Here is a 19680-nt window from a genome sequence, read left to right on the forward strand (position 1 = left end):
AGCACAACAACCGCACCGGCGGCACATGGGCAGCCGGCCGCAGCGTCATCAACGGGAGACACATGCAGCGAACCGAGCTCAGCAAGAAGCGCACGGCCGACCCCGGTCCCGGCGACGTCGGCGCTCGTCTGCGCGCGCTGCGCGTCGCGCAGGGTCTGTCGATCAACGAACTGGCGATGCGCGCGGGCGTGTCGGTCGGCACCGTCAGTCAGGTCGAGCGCAACAAGGCCAATCCGTCGGTGCGTATTCTCGAGCGCCTGCGCCTGGCGTTGGAGGTTCCGCTGACCGCGCTGCTCGAAGAAGACGACGCGGTCTCGGACCCGATCACCGGCGATTTCGTGCGCAAGGCGGCCGAGCGGCCGCTGTTCGAAGTCGGCAAGAACGGCATGCAGAAAGAATTGCTGTCGCCGCATGGCGATCACGATTTGCAGATGATGATCATCATGCTGCCGGCCGGCTCCGGTTCCGAAGAGGTGCTGGTGGGCATCGGCGAGAAGGCGGGCCTGGTGCTGGAAGGCACGGTCGTGCTGAATGTCGGCGACCGGCGCTCCGAACTGCGCGCGGGAGACAGCTTCCAGTTCAAGAGCACGGTGCCGCATAGCGTGCGTAACGAAAGCAGGAAGAGACTGCTCGTTTGCTGTGGATCATGAACACGCAGCCGCCCGTCATTCATCTTTGATCTGTTTGTTGTACCGGAGCCGCATGTCGTGTGGCAAGCGGCGCTGTCTTCCCTCTCTTTTCCCCGCTCGCTCTGACGCGTCGCGTCCGGTTCGCACGGACGGCGGCTGACGTCAACGCCTTTCTCTCATTCACTTTTCGGTTTTGCGTTGCACGACGGAACGGGCGTGTCGCGTCGCCTCGCTCGTGCGCGCCCCAGCCGTGCGGGCTTGCGGCCCGTGCCCACCAGTGCGGCGGTGTGCTCTCCGAGGCACGCAATGTATTGCAGCGCACAACGAACTTTTCACACAGTTTATTTTTGACCACTAGTATTTCATTTCGTGTTCATTAAAATGAACTTCATCCGATGTTCGTTCATTCGGCGGTCGCGATGGCGAACAGCAGTGCCGAGTGGTGCCGCAGTCATCAGTGCGTATGCGCACGCGGCACCACACACTTGAACCTACTGATCAGGCCGGACATGTCCACTCCGTCACTCGATTTCGATCCTTCAGCCGTGCCGTTGCCGCAGGGGCATTTCATTGGCGGTGCGTACTATTCGGCGGGCGAAGCGCAGATCGCCGTTCACCGGCCGTCGGACGGCGCGCTGCTTGGCCATGTGCCGGACGCCTCGGACGCCACCGTCGATCACGCAGTCAGCAATGCGCTAGCGGCATGGAAGACGAGCGGCTGGGGCACCCGCCCTCCGCGCGAGCGCGCGAAGGTGTTGAGCCGCTGGGCCGATCTGATCGATCGCGATGCGGTGAGCCTCGCCCAACTCGAAACGGTCAGCTCGACGCGTCCGGTGACGGAAAGCTATACATCAGATGTGCCGTTCACCGCGGAGGCGATCCGCTTCTTCGCGGAGCTGGCCGACAAGCTCGGTGGCGATATCGCGGCCACGCGCCGCGACAGTCTCGGTTTTGTTGCATCGGAGCCGTACGGTGTGATCGGTGCGATTACACCGTGGAATTTTCCGCTGTCGATGTGTTCATGGAAGTGCGGTCCCGCGCTCGCGGCGGGCAACGCGGTCGTGATGAAACCGTCGGAAATGACGCCGTTCTCGACGCTGCGTCTCGCGGAACTCGCCATCGAAGCCGGCATTCCTCCGGGCATCTTCAACGTGGTGAATGGCCGTGGAGCGACGGCGGGCGCCGCGCTGACGCGTCACCCAGGCATCTCGAAGATGAGCTTCACCGGTTCGACCCGCACGGGCGCCGCGATCATGAGCGACGCCGCGATGCACGGCACCAAGCCCGTCACGCTGGAACTCGGCGGCAAGAGCCCGCAACTGGTGTTCGAACATGTGCGGGACCTCGAGCATACGGCGCGCTGTGTCGCCCGCGGCTTTACGGCCAACGGCGGCCAGGCCTGCGTGGCCGGCACGCGGCTGATCGTGCACGAGCGCATTGCCGAGCCGCTGATCGCCGCCATTCAACGGCAACTGCAGCCGATCGAGCCCGGCCCGCTGTGGGACAGCCGCACCGCTTATTCGCCGATCATCAGTGGCGCCCAGGCGCGACGCATCGAAGCGCTGATCGGGCAGAGCCGCGAGAGTGGCGCGGAAGTGATCTTCGGCGGCGGCTTTTTCGAAGGCACCGACGCAGGCTATTTCCACCGCCCGACGCTGCTCGCCAATGTGACTTCAGAGACCCCCGCCGTGCGCGAGGAACTATTCGGCCCGGTGCTGACGGTACAGACATTCGCCGACGAGGAAGAGGGCATCGCGCTCGCCGCGCATCCGATCTACGGTCTCGCGGCGGGGGTCCATAGCAGCGACATCGGTCAGGCGCTGCGGGCGATGCGCCGCATCGCCGCGGGCACCATCTGGATCAACCGTTACGGCCGCAGCGGCGACATGATCATTCCGACGGGCGGCTTCGGCCAGTCCGGTATCGGCAAGGATCTCGGCCGCGAAGCGATGGTGGCGAGCATGCGGCACAAGAGCGTGCTGATCGATTTCGAAACGCTGTGAAACACGGCTTTACACCTGATATACGCAAGCATCAACCGCACTGATTCAACCCGAAACTGAACCCCGAGCCTGCAACCAGGTTCGCCACGACGACAGGATGTTGACCATGATCGATTTCGAGCCGAAGTACATCACTTTCGACTGCTATGGCACGCTGACCAACTTCCAGATGGGCCAGACCGCGCGCGAGCTTTACGGCGACAAGCTGGACAAGGCGAAGATGGATGAGTTTGTCGAGTTCTTCCGTGGCTACCGCCTCGACGAAGTGCTGGGCGCATGGAAGCCCTATCGCGACGTGGTCGTGAACTCGGTGCGCCGCACCTGCGAACGCACCGGCGTGCCGTTCGACGAAGCGACCGCACTGAAGATCTACGAGGCCGTGCCGAGCTGGGGCCCGCACGCGGACGTGCCGGAAGGGCTGTCGCGACTGGCCTCGAAGTACAAGCTCGTGATCCTGTCGAATGCGTCGAACGACCAGATCCACAGCAACGTCGACAAGCTCGGCGCGCCGTTCCACAAGGTCTACACCGCCCAGCAGGCACAGGCGTACAAGCCGCTGCAGAAAGCCTTCGAGTACATGTTCTCGCAACTGGACTGCAATCCGGAAGACGTGCTGCATGTGTCGTCGAGCTTCCGCTATGACCTGATGACCGCGTACGACATGGGCATCAAACACAAGGCGTTCGTCAACCGCAGTCACGAGCCGCTGAACCCGTATTACGGCGTCAACGAAGTGTCGGGCATCCCGCAACTGGCATCGCTGCTCGGCCTCTGATTCGTACGTCCGGCCTTCTCACGACATCGCTTCCCGCGCGCCGCTGAAAGCGGCGCAACCAACCGACAGGAACGCATCACGATGAAGCTCGACTCCTACTGGCTCGACACTGCGCCACGCTTTACCGGCGGCGCCCAGGGTCCGCTACCGCAGCGGGTGGACGTTGCGGTGGTCGGCGGCGGCTTCACCGGGCTGTCGGCTGCGTTGGAGCTGGCCAAACGTGGCATGTCGGTGATCGTGTTCGAGGCGGGCCGACTCGCGGCGCAGGCATCGGGCCGTAACGGCGGCCATTGCAATACGGGCGTCGCGCAGGACTACGCCGCGTTGTCCGCGCGCATCGGCAGCGAACGCGCGTCCGAGTTCTACCGTGCGTATGCCGGCGCCGTCGAAACGGTGAAAACGATCATCGGGGAGGAGCAGATCGATTGCGATCTGCGCCACTCCGGGAAGATCAAACTCGCCGCGAAACCGCAGCATTTCGCGTCGCTCGCGAAGTCGTACGAGGTGTTGCGGCGCGAAGTCGATTCCGATGTCGAACTCGTGCCGCCCGAGCAGATTCGCAACGAGATCGGGTCGGACAGCTTTTTCGGCGGCCTCGTGCAACACAACGGCATGCAGATGCACATGGGCAAATTCGGCGTGGGTCTCGGCACGGCAGCCGCACGGCGTGGGGCGCAGATCTACGAGAACACGCCGGTGACGAACCTCAAGCCGCTCGGCGGCAACGCGTTCGACGTGCAGTGTCCGCTCGGGACGGTACGCGCCGAGCGCGTGCTGATTGCCACCGGTGCGTCGCAGGTCGGTCCGCTGCAATGGTTCCGGCGCCGCATCGCGCCCGTCGGCAGCTTCATCGTCGCAACCGAGCCGCTGGGCAAGGCGCGCCTCGATGCGGTGTTGCCGACGCGCCGCTCGTATGTGACGACGCTGAACATCGGCAACTATTTTCGTGCGACGCCGGACGAGCGTCTGCTGTTCGGCGGCCGCGCGCGCTTCGCGATGTCGAATCCGCGTTCGGACGAGAAAAGCGGGCGGATTCTGCGTGATGGCCTCGCGCGCTATTTCCCGCAACTGGCCGACGTGCGCATCGATTATTGCTGGGGCGGCCTCGTCGACATGACGGCCGACCGGCTGCCGCGCGCAGGCCAGCATGAAGGACTGTTCTATTCAATGGGCTACAGCGGCCACGGTGTGCAGATGTCCGTGCACATGGGTCGTCTGATGGCCGACGTGATGTTCGGCGCCGCCTCGCGCAATCCGTGGCGAACGCTCGAATGGCCCGCGATTCCAGGACATTTTGGACGCGCGTGGTTTCTGCCGCTCGTCGGCGCGTATTACAGGTTGCAGGATGTACTGCATTGAATGGATCGACTGATCGCTACCGTTAGATGGTCGGGCAGCGCATAGATTGAAAATCACTATTCCCAGAGGAAATCCCCATGTTGCGTTTCATGTTCCAGCCTGCAGCCGCCGTCCGCTTCAACACTGTGCAGCGCTTTGCCGCCGGCGCGGGCCTCGCGATGACGATGATGTTCGGCGCCGCCCACGCTGCGGAAACGGCGACGCTCACCGCCGGCTCGCCGCCGTCGAGCGCGCCGACCACGTTCATGAACGTGAAGACACAGCAGATCGAAGGCCTGATGCCGGATGTCGTCAAGGAGATCGGCAAGCGCGAAAATTTTAACGTGTCGTACGACGCGGTGCCGTTCTCGGCGCTGATCCAGTCGGTGGTATCGGGCAAGATCGACATCATCGTTGCCGGCATGACGCCGACGCCGAAGCGCGCCGAAGTGGTCGATTTCTCGCAGCCGGTGACGGCGTTTGGCGAAGGCATCATCGTGAAGGACACGAACAAGGCGGTCTATCACTCGGTGCAGGACCTGAAGGGCATGACGGTCGGGGCGCCGACCGGTACCGACTACGGCGATCAGTTGAAGAAACTCGGCATCTTCACCGAAGTGAAGATGTACGACAGCCCCGCCGACATGACGCGCGATGTCGCGCTTGGCCGCATCGTCGCGGGCTTCAACGACTATCCGATCCTGAAGGCCCAGGAAGCAGCGGGCGCGATGGCGGGGACGCGGGTAGACGACGCGTATGTGCCGATGGAAAAGTTCGACATCGCGATCGCGGTGAAGAAGGGCAACAGCGCGCTGATGGCGAAGATCAACGACGCGCTGACGAAAATGAAGGCCGACGGCACGCTCGACGCGATCCTCAAAAAGTGGCACCTGGTGAGCTGATTGGCTTCGCGTGAAAAGAGCCGTGCCCGCGGCGACGCGGGACTCGTTCTGCCAGGTCCGTCGCGCAGCGGCGCGGCGGACTGAACGAATACGAAGAGCAATGGAAGGCACGACATGCACTGGCAAGATATAGCCGACTTTGTACCGATTTTGCTGCAAGGCGCGGTGATGAGCATCGTCATCACGCTGGGTTGTCTGGTGTTGAGCACCGTGCTCGGCCTGACCTGGGCATTGCTGAAGATGTCGCGCTATCCCCTCGTCGTACGCGGTGTGAGCACGATGATCAACGTCGTGCGCGGCCTGCCGATGATCGTGCTGCTGTTCTACATCTACTTCGTGCTGCCGGAAATCCACATCCAGGTGTCGGCGCTGCAAGCCAGCATCATTGGGCTTGGTTTCGGTTACTCGACTTACGTCGCGGAAATTTTCCGGGCGGGTATCGAGGCAGTCGATCCGGGCCAGTACGAAGCCGCGCAGTCGATCGGCATGGGCCGCGTGAAGACGATGATACGGGTGATCCTGCCGCAGGCGATCAAGGTCGCGCTGCCGCCGTACAGCAACACGCTCGTGATGATGCTGAAGGATTCATCGCTCGCGTCGACCATCACGGTCGCCGAAATGACGCGCGAAGGCCAACTGATCGCGTCGTCGACGTTTCAGAATCTGACGGTATATACGCTCGTCGCGCTCGGCTATCTCGCGATGAGCTTGCCGCTGATGAGCATGACCCGCACGCTTGAACGACGTTTCGGTCGGCACAGGGCGAGATAAGTGCGAAGTGAGGATGCGATGATCGAAATCACGAATGTGCACAAGAGCTTTGGCACCGTACCCGTTCTCAAGGGCATTTCGCTCAACGTCCGCCAGGGCGAAGTGGTCTGCCTGATCGGTGCGTCGGGCTCGGGAAAGTCAACCCTGCTGCGCTGCATTAACGCGCTGGAGTCATACGACGAAGGCGAAATTCGTCTGCTCGGCGAGCGCGTCGAACAGCGCGCGCGTAACATCAACCAGTTGCGCACCCAGGTCGGCATGGTGTTTCAGCGCTTCAACCTGTTCCCGCACCGTACGGCGCTCGAGAACGTGATGGAAGGGCCGGTGCACGTCAAGCGCCTCGCGCGCGCGGACGCGCAACGCGAAGCGTCTGAACTGCTCGACAAGGTGGGGCTCGGCCACAAGCTGCACGCCTATCCTCATCAGCTTTCGGGCGGGCAGCAGCAACGGGTGGCGATTGCGCGCTCGCTCGCGATGAAGCCGAAGGCGATCCTGTTCGACGAGCCGACCTCGGCGCTCGATCCAGAACTGGTCGGCGAAGTGCTCGGCGTGATGCGCACCCTCGCACGGGAAGGCATGACGATGCTGGTGGTCACCCACGAAATGGGCTTTGCGCGTGAGGTGGCAGACCGGGTGTGTTTTCTGCACGCGGGACTCATCATCGAGGAGGGCACGGCGCAGCAGGTGCTGGGCTCGCCGCGCGAGGCGCGCACCCGCGAGTTCCTGCGCCACGTGCTGACCAATCGCAGCGACGCTCATGTCGCGCCCGACGGTATGGCAGGAGCCGCGGCATGAACGGCAGATTCGTACGCGTAGGCGAGACGGTTCGCGCCAAAGTCGAACTGACGATCAACGGCGCGCCGGTCGAAGCGCTGGCCGGCGACACGCTGCTCACTGCGATGCTGTGCTCGGTGCGGCATGTGCGGCAGTCCGAGTTCGGCGCGGAACAACGCGCGGGCTTTTGCCTGATGGGCGCGTGTCAGGACTGCTGGGTATGGACCGCGGACGGCGAGCGGCTGCGCGCCTGCACCACGGTGGTCGAAGCAGGCATGCGCGTCGTCACGACGCAACCGGAGGCGCAATGGCCGAACCTCGCATCGTAATCGTCGGCGCAGGGCCTGCAGGGGTGCGCTGCGCGCAAACGCTGCTGGCGGCCGGCATCCGCCCGATCGTCGTCGACGAAGGCAGGCGCGATGGCGGCCAGATCTACCGGCGTCAGCCCGATGGCTTCACGCGGCCGTATTCGAAGCTGTACGGCACGGAAGCCGCGCGCGCGGAGAACCTCCATCAAACTTTCGAGCGACTGCGCCCGCAGATCGATTACCGTCCGCAGACGCTGGCGTGGAACGTCGCGCAAGGCAAGTTGCATATCGTGCATGAAGGACACGCGAGCGTGTTGCGCTACGACGCGCTGATCCTGTGCCCCGGCGCGACCGACCGGTTGATGCCGGTCAAAGGCTGGCAGTTCGCCGGTACCTACAGCCTCGGTGCCGCGCAGATCGCGCTGAAGTCGCAGGCCTGCGCGATTGGCCGTCAGGTCGTTTTCATGGGTACCGGCCCATTGCTGTATCTGGTCGCGAACCAGTATGTGCAGGCGGGTGCCAGGGTAGCGGCAGTACTCGACACGTCGAAGACCGGTGCGCGCTTGCGCGCGCTGCCCAAATTGCTGGCGCGCGTCGACGTATTGCGCAAGGGCCGCGCGCTCGTGAGCGCGTTGAAGCGCTCAGGCGTGCGGGTGGAAAACGGCATCGAGCCGCTCGAAATTCTCGGCACTCCGGACGACGGCGTGCTTGGCGTACGCTTTCGCGATGCGCGCGGCAACGTCGCGCAGGTCGAATGCGACGCGGTCGGTCTCGGCTATCACCTGCGGCCGGAAACCCAGCTTGCCGATCTCGCGCGCTGTGCGTTCCGTTTCGACGCGATCACGCGGCAATGGGTGCCGCAAATCGACGAACTCGGTCGCAGTAGCGAAAAGGGCGTCTATATTGCGGGCGATGGCGCGCGCGTGCTCGGCGCGGACGGCGCCGAGGTCGCCGGACGGCTCGCGGCCCACGCTGCGCTGAGCGATCTCGGGCGGCCCGTTGCGGCGACCACGCTCGACGCGTTGACGCGCGAACAGCGCAAAATGGATCGCTTCCGGCTGGGTCTCGTGGAGGCGTTTGCGTGGCCTGCCGCGCAGGCCGCGCGTCTGTCCGACGATACGATCGTTTGCCGGTGCGAAGGCATCACCGCGGGCGAACTGCGCCGCGTGGTGCGCGATGAAGGCGCGCAGGAAGCGAACCGTGCGAAGGCCTTTAGCCGTGTCGGTATGGGGCGCTGTCAGGGACGTTACTGCGGCCATGCGGGTGCGGAGGTGATCGCGGCGGCGGCGAACGTGCCGCTCGAGCAGGTTGGCAGACTTCGTGGACAGGCGCCGGTCAAGCCGCTGGCCATTGCAACCGTGGAGGATACCGAGTGAACCGTGCACAAGCCGATGTTCTGATCGTGGGCGGCGGGTTCATGGGTGCGTCCGCCGCATTTTTTCTGAGGCAGCGGGGCCGCTCGGTGATCCTGCTCGAGCGCCAGCTCGTCGGGCAGCAGGCGAGCGGCACCAACTTCGGTAACGTGCGCCGTCAAGGGCGCTTTCTGCCGCAGTTGCCGCTGGCGAACCGTTCGCGCGAAATCTGGGGGCGTCTGCCGAAATTGATCCAGCACGACGCCGAGTTTCTGATGTCGGGCCATGTCCGCGTCTGTTATCGCGAAGAGCAGGCCGACCAGTTCGAAACCTATGCGAAGGAGGCCGCGCACTACGGTCTCAAGCTCGACCTGTTGCGCGGCGACGCGCTGCGCGCGCGGTTTCCGTTTCTCGGTGCGGAGGTGCTGGCGGGCTCCTATTCGCAGATGGACGGGCACGCGAATCCGCGCCTCGCGGCGCCCGCGTTCGCCCGCGCCGCGGCTCGGCTCGGTGCGCAGATCGTCGAAAACTGCGATGTCGTGACGGTGGAAAAAGAGGGCGCCGAGTTTCGCGCCACGAGCGCCGACGGCCGCACGTTTCATGCGCCCGTGCTGCTGATCACGGCGGGTGCGTGGGGCAACCTGCTGTCGGAGCAATTCGGCGAAGCGGTGCCGATCGCCGTCAACGGTCCACAGATGGCCGTTACCGAACCCGTGCCGTATGCGATCCAGCCGGTGGTCGGCGTGTCGTCGCCGCAGATCGAAGAGGTGGTGTATTTCCGCCAGGTCGCGCGCGGCAATATCGTGATCGGCGGCTGCGCGCGTGCACCTGCGTATCTCGACGAACGCCGCGCGAAGGTTCTCCCGTCAAGCACGTTGCTGCAGTTCAGACAGCTGCAGCGGGTCGCGCCGATGCTGCGCAAGCTGAGCATCATCCGGGTGTGGAGCGGCGTGGAAGGCTATATGCCCGATGACAAGCCGATCATGGGCGCAAGCGGGACGACCAGCGGCCTGTTCTATGCGTTCGGTTTTTGCGGCCACGGTTTTCAGCTTGGTCCGGGCGTGGGCGACACGATGGCCGAACTGATCGACACCGGCGCCACCAGCACGCCGCTCGAGCCGTTCGACATCCGCCGCTTCGCGGCCAGTCGGGAGACGGCACCGACAGTGCCGCCCACGTCGCGCGTTGCGTGAGCGGAGCGTCGATGCTGAGCCTGAGCCCAACTTCGTCATCATCCGCGCCTGAGCTTGCGGGCGCGAGCCGTCATCCGACGCGCGCGCCGAATCGCGTGAGCCGCGCCGTGCAGCGTGCGCTCGACTTCATCGATGCCTGTTTCGCCGAGCCAATCAGCCTGTCCGAACTGGCGGCCGTCGCGCAGTTGAGCATTTCGAGGTTTGCGGTGCGCTTCAGCGCGGAGATTGGCGTGTCGCCGCAGCAATATGTGCGGCTAGTGCGCGTACGGCATGCGCAGCGCCTGTTGCGACGAGGCTTGCCGCCGTCGATCGTGGCGACCGAGGTGGGCTTCTTCGATCAAAGCCATCTATGCCGGCACTTCAAACGTGTGCTTGGCAGAACGCCGGGGGAATGGCTGAGCGCGAATGGTTGACTGCAAGTCGACAGGCCACCGGCGTCGCGCCGGTGGCCTCGAACGCATTCGACCCGATCGGGCCGGCTGCGCGTAGCCGAAACCATCACCGCTTCATTGATGCTGCTGCGAGAAGAGCGTTTCCAGCGGGTATTCGGATTTCACGAATGGCGTCTTGATGATGACGTAGCTGAAATACTTCTCGATGCCGATGTCGCGCTCCAGCAGCCCTTCGATCACGCTCTGATAATGATTGACGCTGCGCGTGACGAACTTCAGCAGGTAATCGTAGCCGCCGCTCGCCAGATGGCATTCAATGATCTCGTCCACAGGACGGATCGCCGCCTCGAACTTGGCGAAGTCTTCGCGACGATGGTCGGCGAGCGTGACCTCGGTGAACACGATCTGCACGTCACCGAGTTTCTGCAGTTGGATATGTGCGCCGTAGCCGACGATATAGCCGGCCTTTTCAAGCCTTTTCACGCGAATCAGACAGGGGCTCGGCGAGAGCCCCACGGCGTCCGCAAGCTCGACGTTCGTGATACGGCCTTTCTTCTGGAGTTGCGAAAGAATACGCAGGTCGATCCGGTCCAGCTTCGTGTCGCCGCTTGTCGTCATGTATCGGTCTGCCCGTCGAAGGTTCTGCTTTTCGCTTCGTTGCGCTTCGCCTTGGTCAAGCAACGCGCAGGCCGATGTTATCACGCGCTCAGGCGGCCGCGCGGCTCGCGCCGCGCAATGCGGCACGCACCTCCGCCTGCTCGAGCACGTCGTCGAGCGTGCGCCGCAGACGGCCGAACAGTTGTTCGAACTCGGCCTCGCCGAAGCACAGCGCGGGCGCGAAACCGAGAATGCTGTCGCCGAATGCGCGGAACACGAGGCGGTTGCGGTAGGCTGCGGCCGTGATCCGGTCCGGCAGCTTCAGCGACGGATCGAAGCGTGCCCGCGAGTTCTTGTCCGCGACCAGTTCCAGCGCGCCGAGCAGCCCGCGATGACGCGAGTCGCCCACCAGCGGATGAGCGAGCAGCGCGTCGAGCCCGGCGGCAAAGCGCGGTGCCTGCGCGATGCCGTTCGCGAGCAGACCGCCCTCCTGATAGAGCCGCAGTACTTCGAGTCCGATGGCGGCGCTCACCGGATGCGCGGAGTAGGTCTGACCGTGACCGACGACCGCGGTATCGCGCGCATCGCCTGCAATGCCCTGGTAGATTTCGTCGGACATCAGCACCGCGCCCATCGGCGCATAACCGGAGGTCAGCCCCTTCGCCACCGTCATCAGATCCGGCTCGACCTGTTCGGCCTCGCACGCGAAGAGCGGGCCGGTACGACCGAAGCCCGTGATGACCTCGTCGGCGACGAACAGGATGTCGAGGCGACGGCACGCGTCGCGCATCGCCTTTAACCAGCCGACCGGCGGCACGATCACGCCGCCCGAACCCTGGATCGGCTCGCAGAAGAACGCGGCGACGTTCTCCGCCCCGAGTGACGCGACTTTCGCTTCGAGCGCGGCGACGGATGCGGCGATCAGCGCTTGCGCGTCACTGCCTTGCGGCTGACGGTACGCATACGGCGACGGCAGATGGTGCTGGTGCGGCAGCGGCAGGTCGAAGTTGCGGTGGAACGCGGGCAGCGCAGTGAGCCCCGCGCCGACCGACGACGATCCGTGATAGCCACGTTCGAGCGCGATCATCTGCTTTTTCGCCGGGCGCCCCGTTGCATTGAAGTAATGCGTGATGAAGCGTATCGCGGAGTCGATCGCATCGGAGCCGCCGAGCGTGAAATAGACGTGCTGCAGCGAAGCGGGCGCAAGCGACACCAGTTTTTCGGCCAGTTCGATCGCGGGTTCCGACGAGAAGTGGAAGTAGGTGGTCGCGTAGGGCAGCTTCGTCATCTGGCGCGTCGCCGCTTCGACGATGCTCTGCTGGCCGTAACCCACGTTCACGCACCACAGGCCCGCAAATGCGTCGAGCAGTTCGTTGCCGTCGATATCGCGCAGATACGCGCCCTGGCCGGATTCGAGTACGGTGGTGCCGCGCGCTTCGTGCGCGCGATAGTTGATGACCGGGTGAATCAGGTGCTTGCGGTCGGCGTCGATCAGCGATGAGTTTGACATGATGGTGGTTCCCCGCACGTGGCGATCAGGTAAGAGTCACCCCTCGATAGTAGCGACAGCCGTATGCGTGCCGTTCAGCCAAAAAAAAGCCTAAAGAGCGTCGACGCAGCGTTTTTCACCCTGCAGACAGCATTTTCTGCTGCGTGTGCTTAATAGCAGGGCGAACCCCAACGCTGCCGTGCATGAGCGAGCGTGTTTGCGTGTGGAAGAGAGAGGCGCCGCGGTGCAGCGGGTTCAGGTTCAGCGTGGCTTCACCTGGCTCAGGTGAGCGACTGCGCGATCACCGCATACTGATGCAGCCCCGGGTCGGCGCGGCTCGACTCGCCATCGGCTGGCGCGGATGCAAGCCGGCGCATCTTCACGACCGTCTCCGAGCGTGCGAGACCGAGGCCGGTTAGCCACTCGCGCAGGCCGTGCCCGTGCGGCACGTCGATGCGCACCAGCGCGCCTTCGTTCAGCGCGAGCCAATGGCTGATCAGCGCCTTGGCCCGCACGGCGTCGGGAAACGCGCTGGCGACGACGGGGCCGATCACGAAGCCGCGTCCGAAGCGGCGGAACAGCGAGAAGCCGAGCAGTTCGCCGTCGCGATCGAGCGCGATACCGTCGGCCAGATCGAGCAGCGGCGGCAGTACGTGGCTGCGATCGAGGCCGCTAGCGCGTGATTCGAGCGCGACGAGTTGCTGCGCGTCGCTCGTCCCGAGCGGGCGCAGCCGCTCGTTGGCGGGCAGCGCAACGAGCGGCGGCCGGAACGCTGCACCCTGCATCTGGTCGAGGGCGCCGCAGCGCTCGAAGCCGAGCGCGTCGCACAACGGCTGGCCAGCCTCGGTCGCATAGAGCGTGATGTCACGCTTGCCAAGCTCGTCGAGCGCGTGCGCGAGCAACGTGCGGCCGATACCCACGCCGCGATGCTCCGGCGCGACGATCAGCATGCCCAGCGTCGCCTGATCCGCGCCGAACTTCCAGCAGACCACGGTGCCGACCAGCGCGCCCGCCGTCTCGGCGACGAAGCCGATCCCGATGCGCGCCGAAAACCGCCAATCTTCACGGCGATGCGGCCAGCCAATCGCCGCGGACAGGCGTTGAGCGGCAGGGATGTCGTCGGCTGTCAGGCGTCTGTAGGTGAAACGTGCGTGAGGCGTTGGATCGGACACGGGGCGCTCCGTGAATAGTCGGCCGTGCCGCGACTGTTGCACGTTGCCCGGTGATTGACTAGTACGAACTTCTCATCGTGGGGGGCGTCCTGTCCAGAACATCAGGGTCAACGCCAGGAGCGGCAAATCATGCTGTTTTGACCACTCAAAACCATGTTTTCGAATGGTCGAGTCCACCGATACGCGATCAACGCCATTTTTTGCAGTGCTTAAATCGATTCATGCAATGCCACCGCGCCGCGACCAGCACGCGGAGCGCCGTCGAACACCAATGCTGGATACCCCGCGTTCAATCCCGAGTGAGGAGCAGTTGCATGTACGACGACCCAATCAAAACGGGCGGCTTCAGCCGCCGTGACATGATGCGTTTGCTGGCCGCCGGCGGCATCCTTGCCACCGGCGCGGGAGGTCTGCTGGCGGGGGCTCGCCCGGCATTCGCGGCACCCATGCCGAAGAAAGGCGGCAAGATCCGGGTGGCCTACGACGCATCCTCGACCGCGGATACGCTCGACCCGGCCAAGGGTTCGGCAGGCTCCGATTACATCCGCTTCTTCATGTTCTATAGCAGCCTGACGCAGCTCGATTCGTCGCTGACGCCGAGGATGAATCTCGCCGAATCGATCGACACCAGCGACGCGAAAGTGTGGGTGATCAAACTGCGCAAAGGCGTCACGTTCCACGACGGCAAGCCACTCGCGCCCGCCGATGTCGTCTACTCGCTGATGCGTCACAAGAATCCGGCAACGGCGTCGAAGGTGAAGACGCTGGCCGATCAGTTCGTGGAGGCGAAGCAGACCGGTCCCAACGAAGTCACGCTGACGCTCGTTTCCGCCAACGCGGACCTGCCGGTGATTCTTGCCACGCCGCAATTCGTGATCATCAAGGACGGCACGACGGACTTCACGACGGCCGTCGGCACCGGCCCGTACAAGCTGAAGACGTTCAAGCCCGGCGTTTCGACCGTCGGCATCCGTAACGACAGTTTCTGGAAGACCGGCGGCGGCCCTTACCTCGACCAGATCGAACTGATCGGTATCGGCGATAACTCGGCACGGGTGAATGCGCTGCTGTCCGGCGATGTTCACCTGATCAATTCCGTCGATCCGCGCGCGACGCAGCGCATTGCCGCGACGCCGGGCTACGAGGTGCGCGAGACCAAGTCGGGCCTCTATACCGATCTGATCATGCGCCGCGACAACCCGCTGACGGGCAACCCCGATTTCGTGCAGGGCATGAAGTATCTGTTCGACCGTGAGCAGATCCGCTCGGCGGTGTTTCGCGGTTATGCGGTGATCGGCAACGATCAGCCGATTCCGCCCGGACACCGCTACTTCAATGCGTCGCTGCCGCAGCGTCCCCACGACCCGGACAAGGCGAAGTTCCACTTCCAGAAAGCCGGAGCAATCGGTACGACGCTGCCGCCGATCTATGCGACGACCGATGCGAACGGCTCGATCGAGATGGGTGTGCTGCTGCAGCAGTCCGCCGCGAAGATCGGCGTGAACCTGGAGATCAACCGCGTGCCGGCGGATGGTTACTGGTCGACGCACTGGATGAAGCATCCGCTCGGGTTCGGCAACGTCAATCCGCGCTCGAGCGCCGATGTGCTGTTCACGCAGTTCTTCAAGTCGGACGCCCCGTGGAACGAGTCGGGCTGGAACAACCCGAAGTTCGACCAGTTGCTGGCCGCGGCCCGCTCGGAAACCGACGATGCAAAGCGCAAGCAGATGTACGGCGACATGCAGGTGCTGGTATCGGAGCAGGGCGGCATTGGCATCCCGACCTTCCTGAGCCTGCTCGATGCGAACGACAAGCACTTGCAAGGGCTCCAGCCCGTGCCTACCGGCGCGATGATGGGCTTCAACTTCGCCGAGTACGTGTGGTGGAACGCGTGACCCGCTGAAGCGCCCGGACGCGGCGGGTGGCCCCCGCCGCGCCGCTCGCGGCAGGCAGCCGCAGCGCGCCCGAGCGGCACGGCTCATGTATGACTCGCCGTGTCGCGCAGCCTAACCGAGGAGCTCATGCCCATGAACGGGAATATCGCCCAGTTGATCGGCCGGCGCGTCGCCGTCACTGCGCTGACGCTGCTGATTGTCTCGATCATCATCTTCGTGATCACCAACCTGTTGCCGGGCGATGCCGCGCAGGCCGCACTCGGCCAGTCGGCGACGGCGGATACGGTCGCGGCGCTGCGGCTGCAGTTCGGCCTCGACCAGCCGGCATACCTGCGGTACTTCCATTGGCTCGTCGGTCTGCTGCACGCGAACTTTGGCGTGTCGCTGTCGAGCAATCTGCCGGTGTCCGAGATGATCGAAGGGCGCCTGCCGAAGTCGCTGACCCTCGCGGCGATCACCACCGGGGTGTCGGTGCCGATCGCGGTGTCGGCGGGCATTCTTGCGGCAGTCAAGCGCGACTCGCTGATCGATCGGATCGTGAGCCTCGGTACGCTGTCGCTGGTCGCCACGCCCGAGTTCCTGATCGCGACGCTGGCGGTGCTGGTGCTGGCCGTCAAGCTGCACTGGCTGTCGGCGCTGTCGTACAGCGGTGAGATCGAGAGCCTGCACGACTTTCTGCGCGCGTATGCGATGCCGGTCGTCACGCTGTGCGCGGTCGTGATCGCGCAGATGGCCCGCATGACACGCGCCGCGGTGATCGAGCAACTCAGTTCTTCGTATGTGGAAATGGCGATGCTCAAGGGCGCGAGCCCCGCCCGCGTGGTACTGCGCCACGCACTGCCGAATGCGATCGGCCCGATCGCCAATGCAATCGCGCTGAGCCTGTCTTATCTGCTTGGCGGCGTGATCGTCGTCGAGACCATCTTCAACTACCCGGGCCTCGCCAGCCTGATGGTCGACGCGGTCAGCAACCGCGACTTCCCGCTCGTACAGGCCTGCACGCTGCTGTTCTGCCTCGGCTATCTGCTGCTCGTGCTGCTAGCCGACCTGTGCGCCATCATCTCGAACCCGAGGCTGCGGACATGACGATTCTTCGACCTTCTTCCGATGCGCCTCACCGGCTCGGTGCGCTCGAACCGGTGCAACGCAGCAGCATGATGCCGGAGGGCGCCGATCCCGCGCGGTCCTGGGGCGGCGGCGGAGGCCCGGCGCCTCGACCGGTGCGCCGCCGCAGCCTCGCGCAACGCATGAACCTGTCGACCGGCGGCTGGATCGGCCTGGCGATGGTCAGTTGCGCGTTGTTCGTCGCGGCGTTCGCACCGTGGCTCGCGCCGCATTCGATCGGCGCGATCCTCACGCCTGACGTCTTCGCGGGCTTCAGCGCGAAGCTGCCGTTCGGCTCCGACTACCTGGGTCGCGACATGTTGACCCGCATCATCTACGGGATGCGCCTGACGGTCGTGCTCGCGCTGGCGGCGGCGCTGCTCGCGGCGCTCACGGGGACCATGCTGGGACTGCTGGCGGCCGTGGCCGGCCGCCGGATCGACGAAACCATGAGCCGGCTGCTCGATGCGGTGACGTCGATCCCGTCGAAGATGTTCGCGCTGATGATCGTCGCCGCGTTCGGCTCGTCACTGCCGTTGCTGATCGTGACCGCGGCGATCAGCTACATGCCGGGCTCGTACCGGATCGCCCGCTCGCTGGCGGTCAATATCGGCACGCTCGAATACGTGCAGGTCGCGCGGGCGCGCGGCGAAAGCGCGCTCTACATCGCGTGCTTCGAGATGCTGCCGAACATGATTCATCCGATACTCGCCGACACCGGACTGCGCTTCACTTTCGTCGTGCTGCTATTGAGCAGCCTGAGCTTTCTCGGTCTCGGCGTGCAGCCGCCGTATGCCGATCTCGGTTCGCTGGTACGCGAGAACATCGCCGGCCTCGGTGAAGGCGTGCCGGTCGTGATCCTGCCCGCGATCGCAATCGCGATCCTCACGGTCGGCGTGAACCTGCTGATCGACGGACTGCCGCATCATGGCCGCCGCAAGGGCATGCCTGATGCCGATGGAGGCCACTGATGAAGGCACCCTTTTTCAGACGTGCTCACGCGGCCTTTGAGGCCGTCTCGAGGACCGCGCCGCTACCCCCGTCGAATCTGGTCGAGGTACGGGGGCTGCGCGTGGTGGGAAGCCGGCCCGGCGAGCCGGATACGACGATCGTGCATGACATCGACTTCGAAATTGCGCGCGGCGAGGTGCTCGCATTGATCGGCGAGTCGGGCTCGGGCAAAACCACGATCGCACTGTCGCTGATGGGCCATGCACGCAGCGGCTGCCGCATCGCGGGCGGCGCGATCCGGGTGGGCGACACCGACGTGCTCGGGCTCTCGCCGAAAGCGCTCGCGGGATTGCGTGGCCGCAAGGTTGCCTACATCGCGCAAAGCGCGGCCGCGGCGTTCAACCCGGCGCGCCCAATCATGGACCAGGTGATCGAAAGCGCGCTGATTCACGGCACGCTCAGCAAGCGCGCCGCGCGGGCCAAAGCGGTCGAACTGTTCCGCGCGCTCGCGCTGCCGGAGCCGGAGACGATCGGCCGGCGCTACCCGCACCAGGTGTCGGGCGGCCAGTTGCAGCGGCTGATGGCGGCGATGGCGCTGATCACCGACCCCGAACTCGTGATCCTCGATGAACCGACCACGGCGCTCGACGTCACCACGCAGATCGACGTGCTGCAAGCGTTTCGCAGCGTGATCCGCCAATGCGGAATGACGGCCGTCTACGTATCGCACGATCTGGCGGTGGTCGCGCAGATGGCGGATCGCATCGTCGTGCTAAGCAATGGTGAAATCCGCGAAACGGGCCGCACTGAACAGATTCTGCATGCGCCGGCGCACCCGTACACGCAGAGCCTGATTGCTGCCGTGACGCCCATCGCCCCGGCTGCCTCCACCTCGGCGGCTCCCGACGCAGCCCAGCCGAACACGCCGCTGCTCGAACTGCGCGGTCTGACGGCCGGCTACGGCCGCACCGACGCGAAGGGCTGGCCGCACAAGGTCATTCTGCGCGACGTGGACCTCGTGATCGATCGTGGGCAGACGGTAGGCGTGATCGGCGAATCCGGTTCGGGCAAGACGACGCTCGCGAAGGTGATCGCCGGGCTCGTGCCGATGGCGCGCGGCAATCTGCTGCTCGACGGTGAGCCGCTCGCCGCCAACCTCAGCCGCCGCAGCCGCGAACAGTTTCGCTGTATCCAGATCGTGTTCCAGAACGCCGACACCGCGCTGAATCCGACGCACACCGTCGAGCGCACGCTGGCGCGTCCGCTGAAGTTCTATCACGGCATGAAGGGCGAGGCCGCGCGGCGCCGCGTCGCCGAACTGCTCGGCCTGGTGCGCCTGCCTGTCGAGCTGGCGCAGCGGCGCACCGGAGAGCTGTCGGGCGGGCAGAAACAGCGCGTGAATCTCGCGCGGGCGCTGGCCGCCGAACCGAAGTTGATCCTGTGCGACGAAGTCACGTCCGCGCTCGATACGGTGGTCGGCGCTGCCATTCTCGAGCTGTTGCGCGATCTGCAAAAGAAGCTCGGCGTGTCATATCTGTTCATCACGCACGACATCGCCAAGGTGCGTGCGATCAGCGACGACATCGTCGTGCTGTACGCTGGGCACCGCGTCGAGACGGGCAACCGCGACGCGTTGTCGGCGCCGCCATATCACCCGTATTCGCATCTGCTCGTGTCGTCGGCGCCGGAGCTTCGCGCCGGCTGGCTCGAAGAAGCGGGCGAGCGTTGTCATCAGACGTTGCCGCCGATCGGTGAGTCGACTCATGAGCCGGAGCTTTGCACATTTCTCGCGCGATGCCCGATGCGCATCGACGGTGTCTGCAATCGCACGTCGCCGAGCGTGCGCACGCTCGCGAGCGGCGCGCAGGTGCTGTGCCATCGCAGCGAAGCGGAACTGGAGCGATACCAGAGCGGGCCGCCCGACGGTGCTGCTGCGGCGAGCGTGCTCGCGCAGTCTGGCACGGTGCGGGTCTGATGCCGCTAGGAAAACGTAGCGCGAGGGGATAGAACATGACCGGAGTCTTCTACGACTGCG

At 64.8% G+C, this 19680-nt stretch carries 18 protein-coding genes; 15 read left to right on the forward strand and 3 right to left on the reverse strand.

Annotated features, from left to right (window positions below; translation table 11 throughout):
• Positions 1-62 precede the first annotated feature (62 nt).
• The 11 genes from OKW27_RS05190 to OKW27_RS05240 all read left to right on the forward strand — a co-directional run bounded on the left by OKW27_RS05190 (position 63) and on the right by OKW27_RS05240 (position 10458).
• Positions 63-650, forward strand: coding sequence for a helix-turn-helix domain-containing protein (locus tag OKW27_RS05190; RefSeq protein WP_429332753.1), 588 nt, complete (start codon positions 63-65; stop codon positions 648-650).
• 488 nt (positions 651-1138) lie between these two features.
• Positions 1139-2632: an aldehyde dehydrogenase family protein gene (locus OKW27_RS05195; protein WP_429332754.1), complete on the forward strand. Its 1494-nt coding sequence runs from the start codon at positions 1139-1141 to the stop codon at positions 2630-2632.
• Positions 2633-2738: 106 nt separating this feature from the next.
• The gene (locus OKW27_RS05200; RefSeq protein WP_184044635.1) at positions 2739-3407 is read left to right on the forward strand and encodes a haloacid dehalogenase type II; all 669 of its coding nucleotides are present in this window, start codon (positions 2739-2741) and stop codon (positions 3405-3407) included.
• Between the two features lie 81 nt (positions 3408-3488).
• Positions 3489-4766 carry an NAD(P)/FAD-dependent oxidoreductase gene (locus OKW27_RS05205; protein ID WP_429332755.1) on the forward strand — a complete coding sequence of 426 codons (1278 nt, stop codon included), beginning with the start codon at positions 3489-3491 and terminating at the stop codon, positions 4764-4766.
• Positions 4767-4843: 77 nt separating this feature from the next.
• Positions 4844-5647, forward strand: coding sequence for an ABC transporter substrate-binding protein (locus OKW27_RS05210; RefSeq protein WP_090811104.1), 804 nt, complete (start codon positions 4844-4846; stop codon positions 5645-5647).
• 114 nt (positions 5648-5761) lie between these two features.
• Positions 5762-6418, forward strand: a complete 657-nt coding sequence (locus tag OKW27_RS05215; protein WP_018422365.1) for an amino acid ABC transporter permease — start codon at positions 5762-5764, stop codon at positions 6416-6418.
• Positions 6419-6436: 18 nt separating this feature from the next.
• On the forward strand, positions 6437-7213 hold the full coding sequence (locus OKW27_RS05220) for an amino acid ABC transporter ATP-binding protein (protein ID WP_184005824.1): 777 nt from the start codon (positions 6437-6439) through the stop codon (positions 7211-7213).
• The gene (locus OKW27_RS05225; protein ID WP_184044624.1) at positions 7210-7521 is read left to right on the forward strand and encodes a (2Fe-2S)-binding protein; all 312 of its coding nucleotides are present in this window, start codon (positions 7210-7212) and stop codon (positions 7519-7521) included. The genes OKW27_RS05220 and OKW27_RS05225 overlap by 4 nt, the downstream gene beginning before the upstream one ends.
• The gene (locus OKW27_RS05230) at positions 7500-8876 is read left to right on the forward strand and encodes an NAD(P)/FAD-dependent oxidoreductase (RefSeq protein ID WP_184068216.1); all 1377 of its coding nucleotides are present in this window, start codon (positions 7500-7502) and stop codon (positions 8874-8876) included. Before OKW27_RS05225 ends, OKW27_RS05230 begins: the two co-directional genes overlap by 22 nt.
• Entirely contained in the window at positions 8873-10045 is a 1173-nt protein-coding gene (locus OKW27_RS05235) for an NAD(P)/FAD-dependent oxidoreductase (protein ID WP_429332756.1), read from the forward strand. The genes OKW27_RS05230 and OKW27_RS05235 overlap by 4 nt, the downstream gene beginning before the upstream one ends.
• A gap of 11 nt (positions 10046-10056) precedes the next feature.
• Complete coding sequence (locus OKW27_RS05240) at positions 10057-10458, forward strand: helix-turn-helix domain-containing protein (protein WP_184071916.1); 402 nt, start codon at positions 10057-10059, stop codon at positions 10456-10458.
• Between the two features lie 93 nt (positions 10459-10551).
• On the opposite strand, the gene OKW27_RS05245 is transcribed toward OKW27_RS05240, so the two are convergent.
• From OKW27_RS05245 to OKW27_RS05255, 3 genes are all read right to left on the reverse strand, one after another.
• A complete protein-coding gene (locus OKW27_RS05245) occupies positions 10552-11055 on the reverse strand; it encodes an Lrp/AsnC family transcriptional regulator (protein WP_090811115.1) in 504 nt (167 codons plus the stop codon).
• Between the two features lie 88 nt (positions 11056-11143).
• A complete protein-coding gene (locus OKW27_RS05250) occupies positions 11144-12544 on the reverse strand; it encodes an aspartate aminotransferase family protein (RefSeq protein WP_187630692.1) in 1401 nt (466 codons plus the stop codon).
• A 260-nt stretch (positions 12545-12804) separates the two neighbouring features.
• Entirely contained in the window at positions 12805-13695 is an 891-nt protein-coding gene (locus OKW27_RS05255; protein WP_429332757.1) for a GNAT family N-acetyltransferase, read from the reverse strand.
• A gap of 314 nt (positions 13696-14009) precedes the next feature.
• Here OKW27_RS05255 and OKW27_RS05260 point away from each other — a divergent pair, with 314 nt between their 5' ends.
• The 4 genes from OKW27_RS05260 (at position 14010) to OKW27_RS05275 (ending at position 19620) form a co-directional block, all read left to right on the forward strand.
• Positions 14010-15590, forward strand: a complete 1581-nt coding sequence (locus tag OKW27_RS05260; protein WP_429332758.1) for an ABC transporter substrate-binding protein — start codon at positions 14010-14012, stop codon at positions 15588-15590.
• Positions 15591-15722: 132 nt separating this feature from the next.
• On the forward strand, positions 15723-16676 hold the full coding sequence (locus tag OKW27_RS05265) for an ABC transporter permease (protein WP_026226132.1): 954 nt from the start codon (positions 15723-15725) through the stop codon (positions 16674-16676).
• Positions 16673-17665 (forward strand): ABC transporter permease, encoded by a 993-nt coding sequence (locus OKW27_RS05270; protein WP_090811125.1) that lies wholly within the window; start codon positions 16673-16675, stop codon positions 17663-17665. Before OKW27_RS05265 ends, OKW27_RS05270 begins: the two co-directional genes overlap by 4 nt.
• A complete protein-coding gene (locus OKW27_RS05275; RefSeq protein WP_429332759.1) occupies positions 17665-19620 on the forward strand; it encodes an ABC transporter ATP-binding protein in 1956 nt (651 codons plus the stop codon). Before OKW27_RS05270 ends, OKW27_RS05275 begins: the two co-directional genes overlap by 1 nt.
• Positions 19621-19680: the final 60 nt, after the last annotated feature.

This window comes from Paraburkholderia sp. 35.1 (assembly GCF_050436525.1).
Taxonomy (GTDB): Bacteria; Pseudomonadota; Gammaproteobacteria; order Burkholderiales; family Burkholderiaceae; genus Paraburkholderia; species Paraburkholderia tuberum.

Bases quoted from the DNA above. Each gene is read 5' to 3' on its own strand.
- OKW27_RS05190 (WP_429332753.1), top strand. From the start codon at position 63: ATGCAGCGAACCGAGCTCAGCAAGAAGCGCACGGCCGACCCCGGTCCC.
- OKW27_RS05195 (WP_429332754.1), top strand. From the start codon at position 1,139: ATGTCCACTCCGTCACTCGATTTCGATCCTTCAGCCGTGCCGTTGCCG.
- OKW27_RS05200 (WP_184044635.1), top strand. From the start codon at position 2,739: ATGATCGATTTCGAGCCGAAGTACATCACTTTCGACTGCTATGGCACG.
- OKW27_RS05205 (WP_429332755.1), top strand. From the start codon at position 3,489: ATGAAGCTCGACTCCTACTGGCTCGACACTGCGCCACGCTTTACCGGC.
- OKW27_RS05210 (WP_090811104.1), top strand. From the start codon at position 4,844: ATGTTGCGTTTCATGTTCCAGCCTGCAGCCGCCGTCCGCTTCAACACT.
- OKW27_RS05215 (WP_018422365.1), top strand. From the start codon at position 5,762: ATGCACTGGCAAGATATAGCCGACTTTGTACCGATTTTGCTGCAAGGC.
- OKW27_RS05220 (WP_184005824.1), top strand. From the start codon at position 6,437: ATGATCGAAATCACGAATGTGCACAAGAGCTTTGGCACCGTACCCGTT.
- OKW27_RS05225 (WP_184044624.1), top strand. From the start codon at position 7,210: ATGAACGGCAGATTCGTACGCGTAGGCGAGACGGTTCGCGCCAAAGTC.
- OKW27_RS05230 (WP_184068216.1), top strand. From the start codon at position 7,500: ATGGCCGAACCTCGCATCGTAATCGTCGGCGCAGGGCCTGCAGGGGTG.
- OKW27_RS05240 (WP_184071916.1), top strand. From the start codon at position 10,057: ATGCTGAGCCTGAGCCCAACTTCGTCATCATCCGCGCCTGAGCTTGCG.
- OKW27_RS05245 (WP_090811115.1), bottom strand. From the start codon at position 11,055: ATGACGACAAGCGGCGACACGAAGCTGGACCGGATCGACCTGCGTATT.
- OKW27_RS05250 (WP_187630692.1), bottom strand. From the start codon at position 12,544: ATGTCAAACTCATCGCTGATCGACGCCGACCGCAAGCACCTGATTCAC.
- OKW27_RS05260 (WP_429332758.1), top strand. From the start codon at position 14,010: ATGTACGACGACCCAATCAAAACGGGCGGCTTCAGCCGCCGTGACATG.
- OKW27_RS05265 (WP_026226132.1), top strand. From the start codon at position 15,723: ATGAACGGGAATATCGCCCAGTTGATCGGCCGGCGCGTCGCCGTCACT.
- OKW27_RS05270 (WP_090811125.1), top strand. From the start codon at position 16,673: ATGACGATTCTTCGACCTTCTTCCGATGCGCCTCACCGGCTCGGTGCG.
- OKW27_RS05275 (WP_429332759.1), top strand. From the start codon at position 17,665: ATGAAGGCACCCTTTTTCAGACGTGCTCACGCGGCCTTTGAGGCCGTC.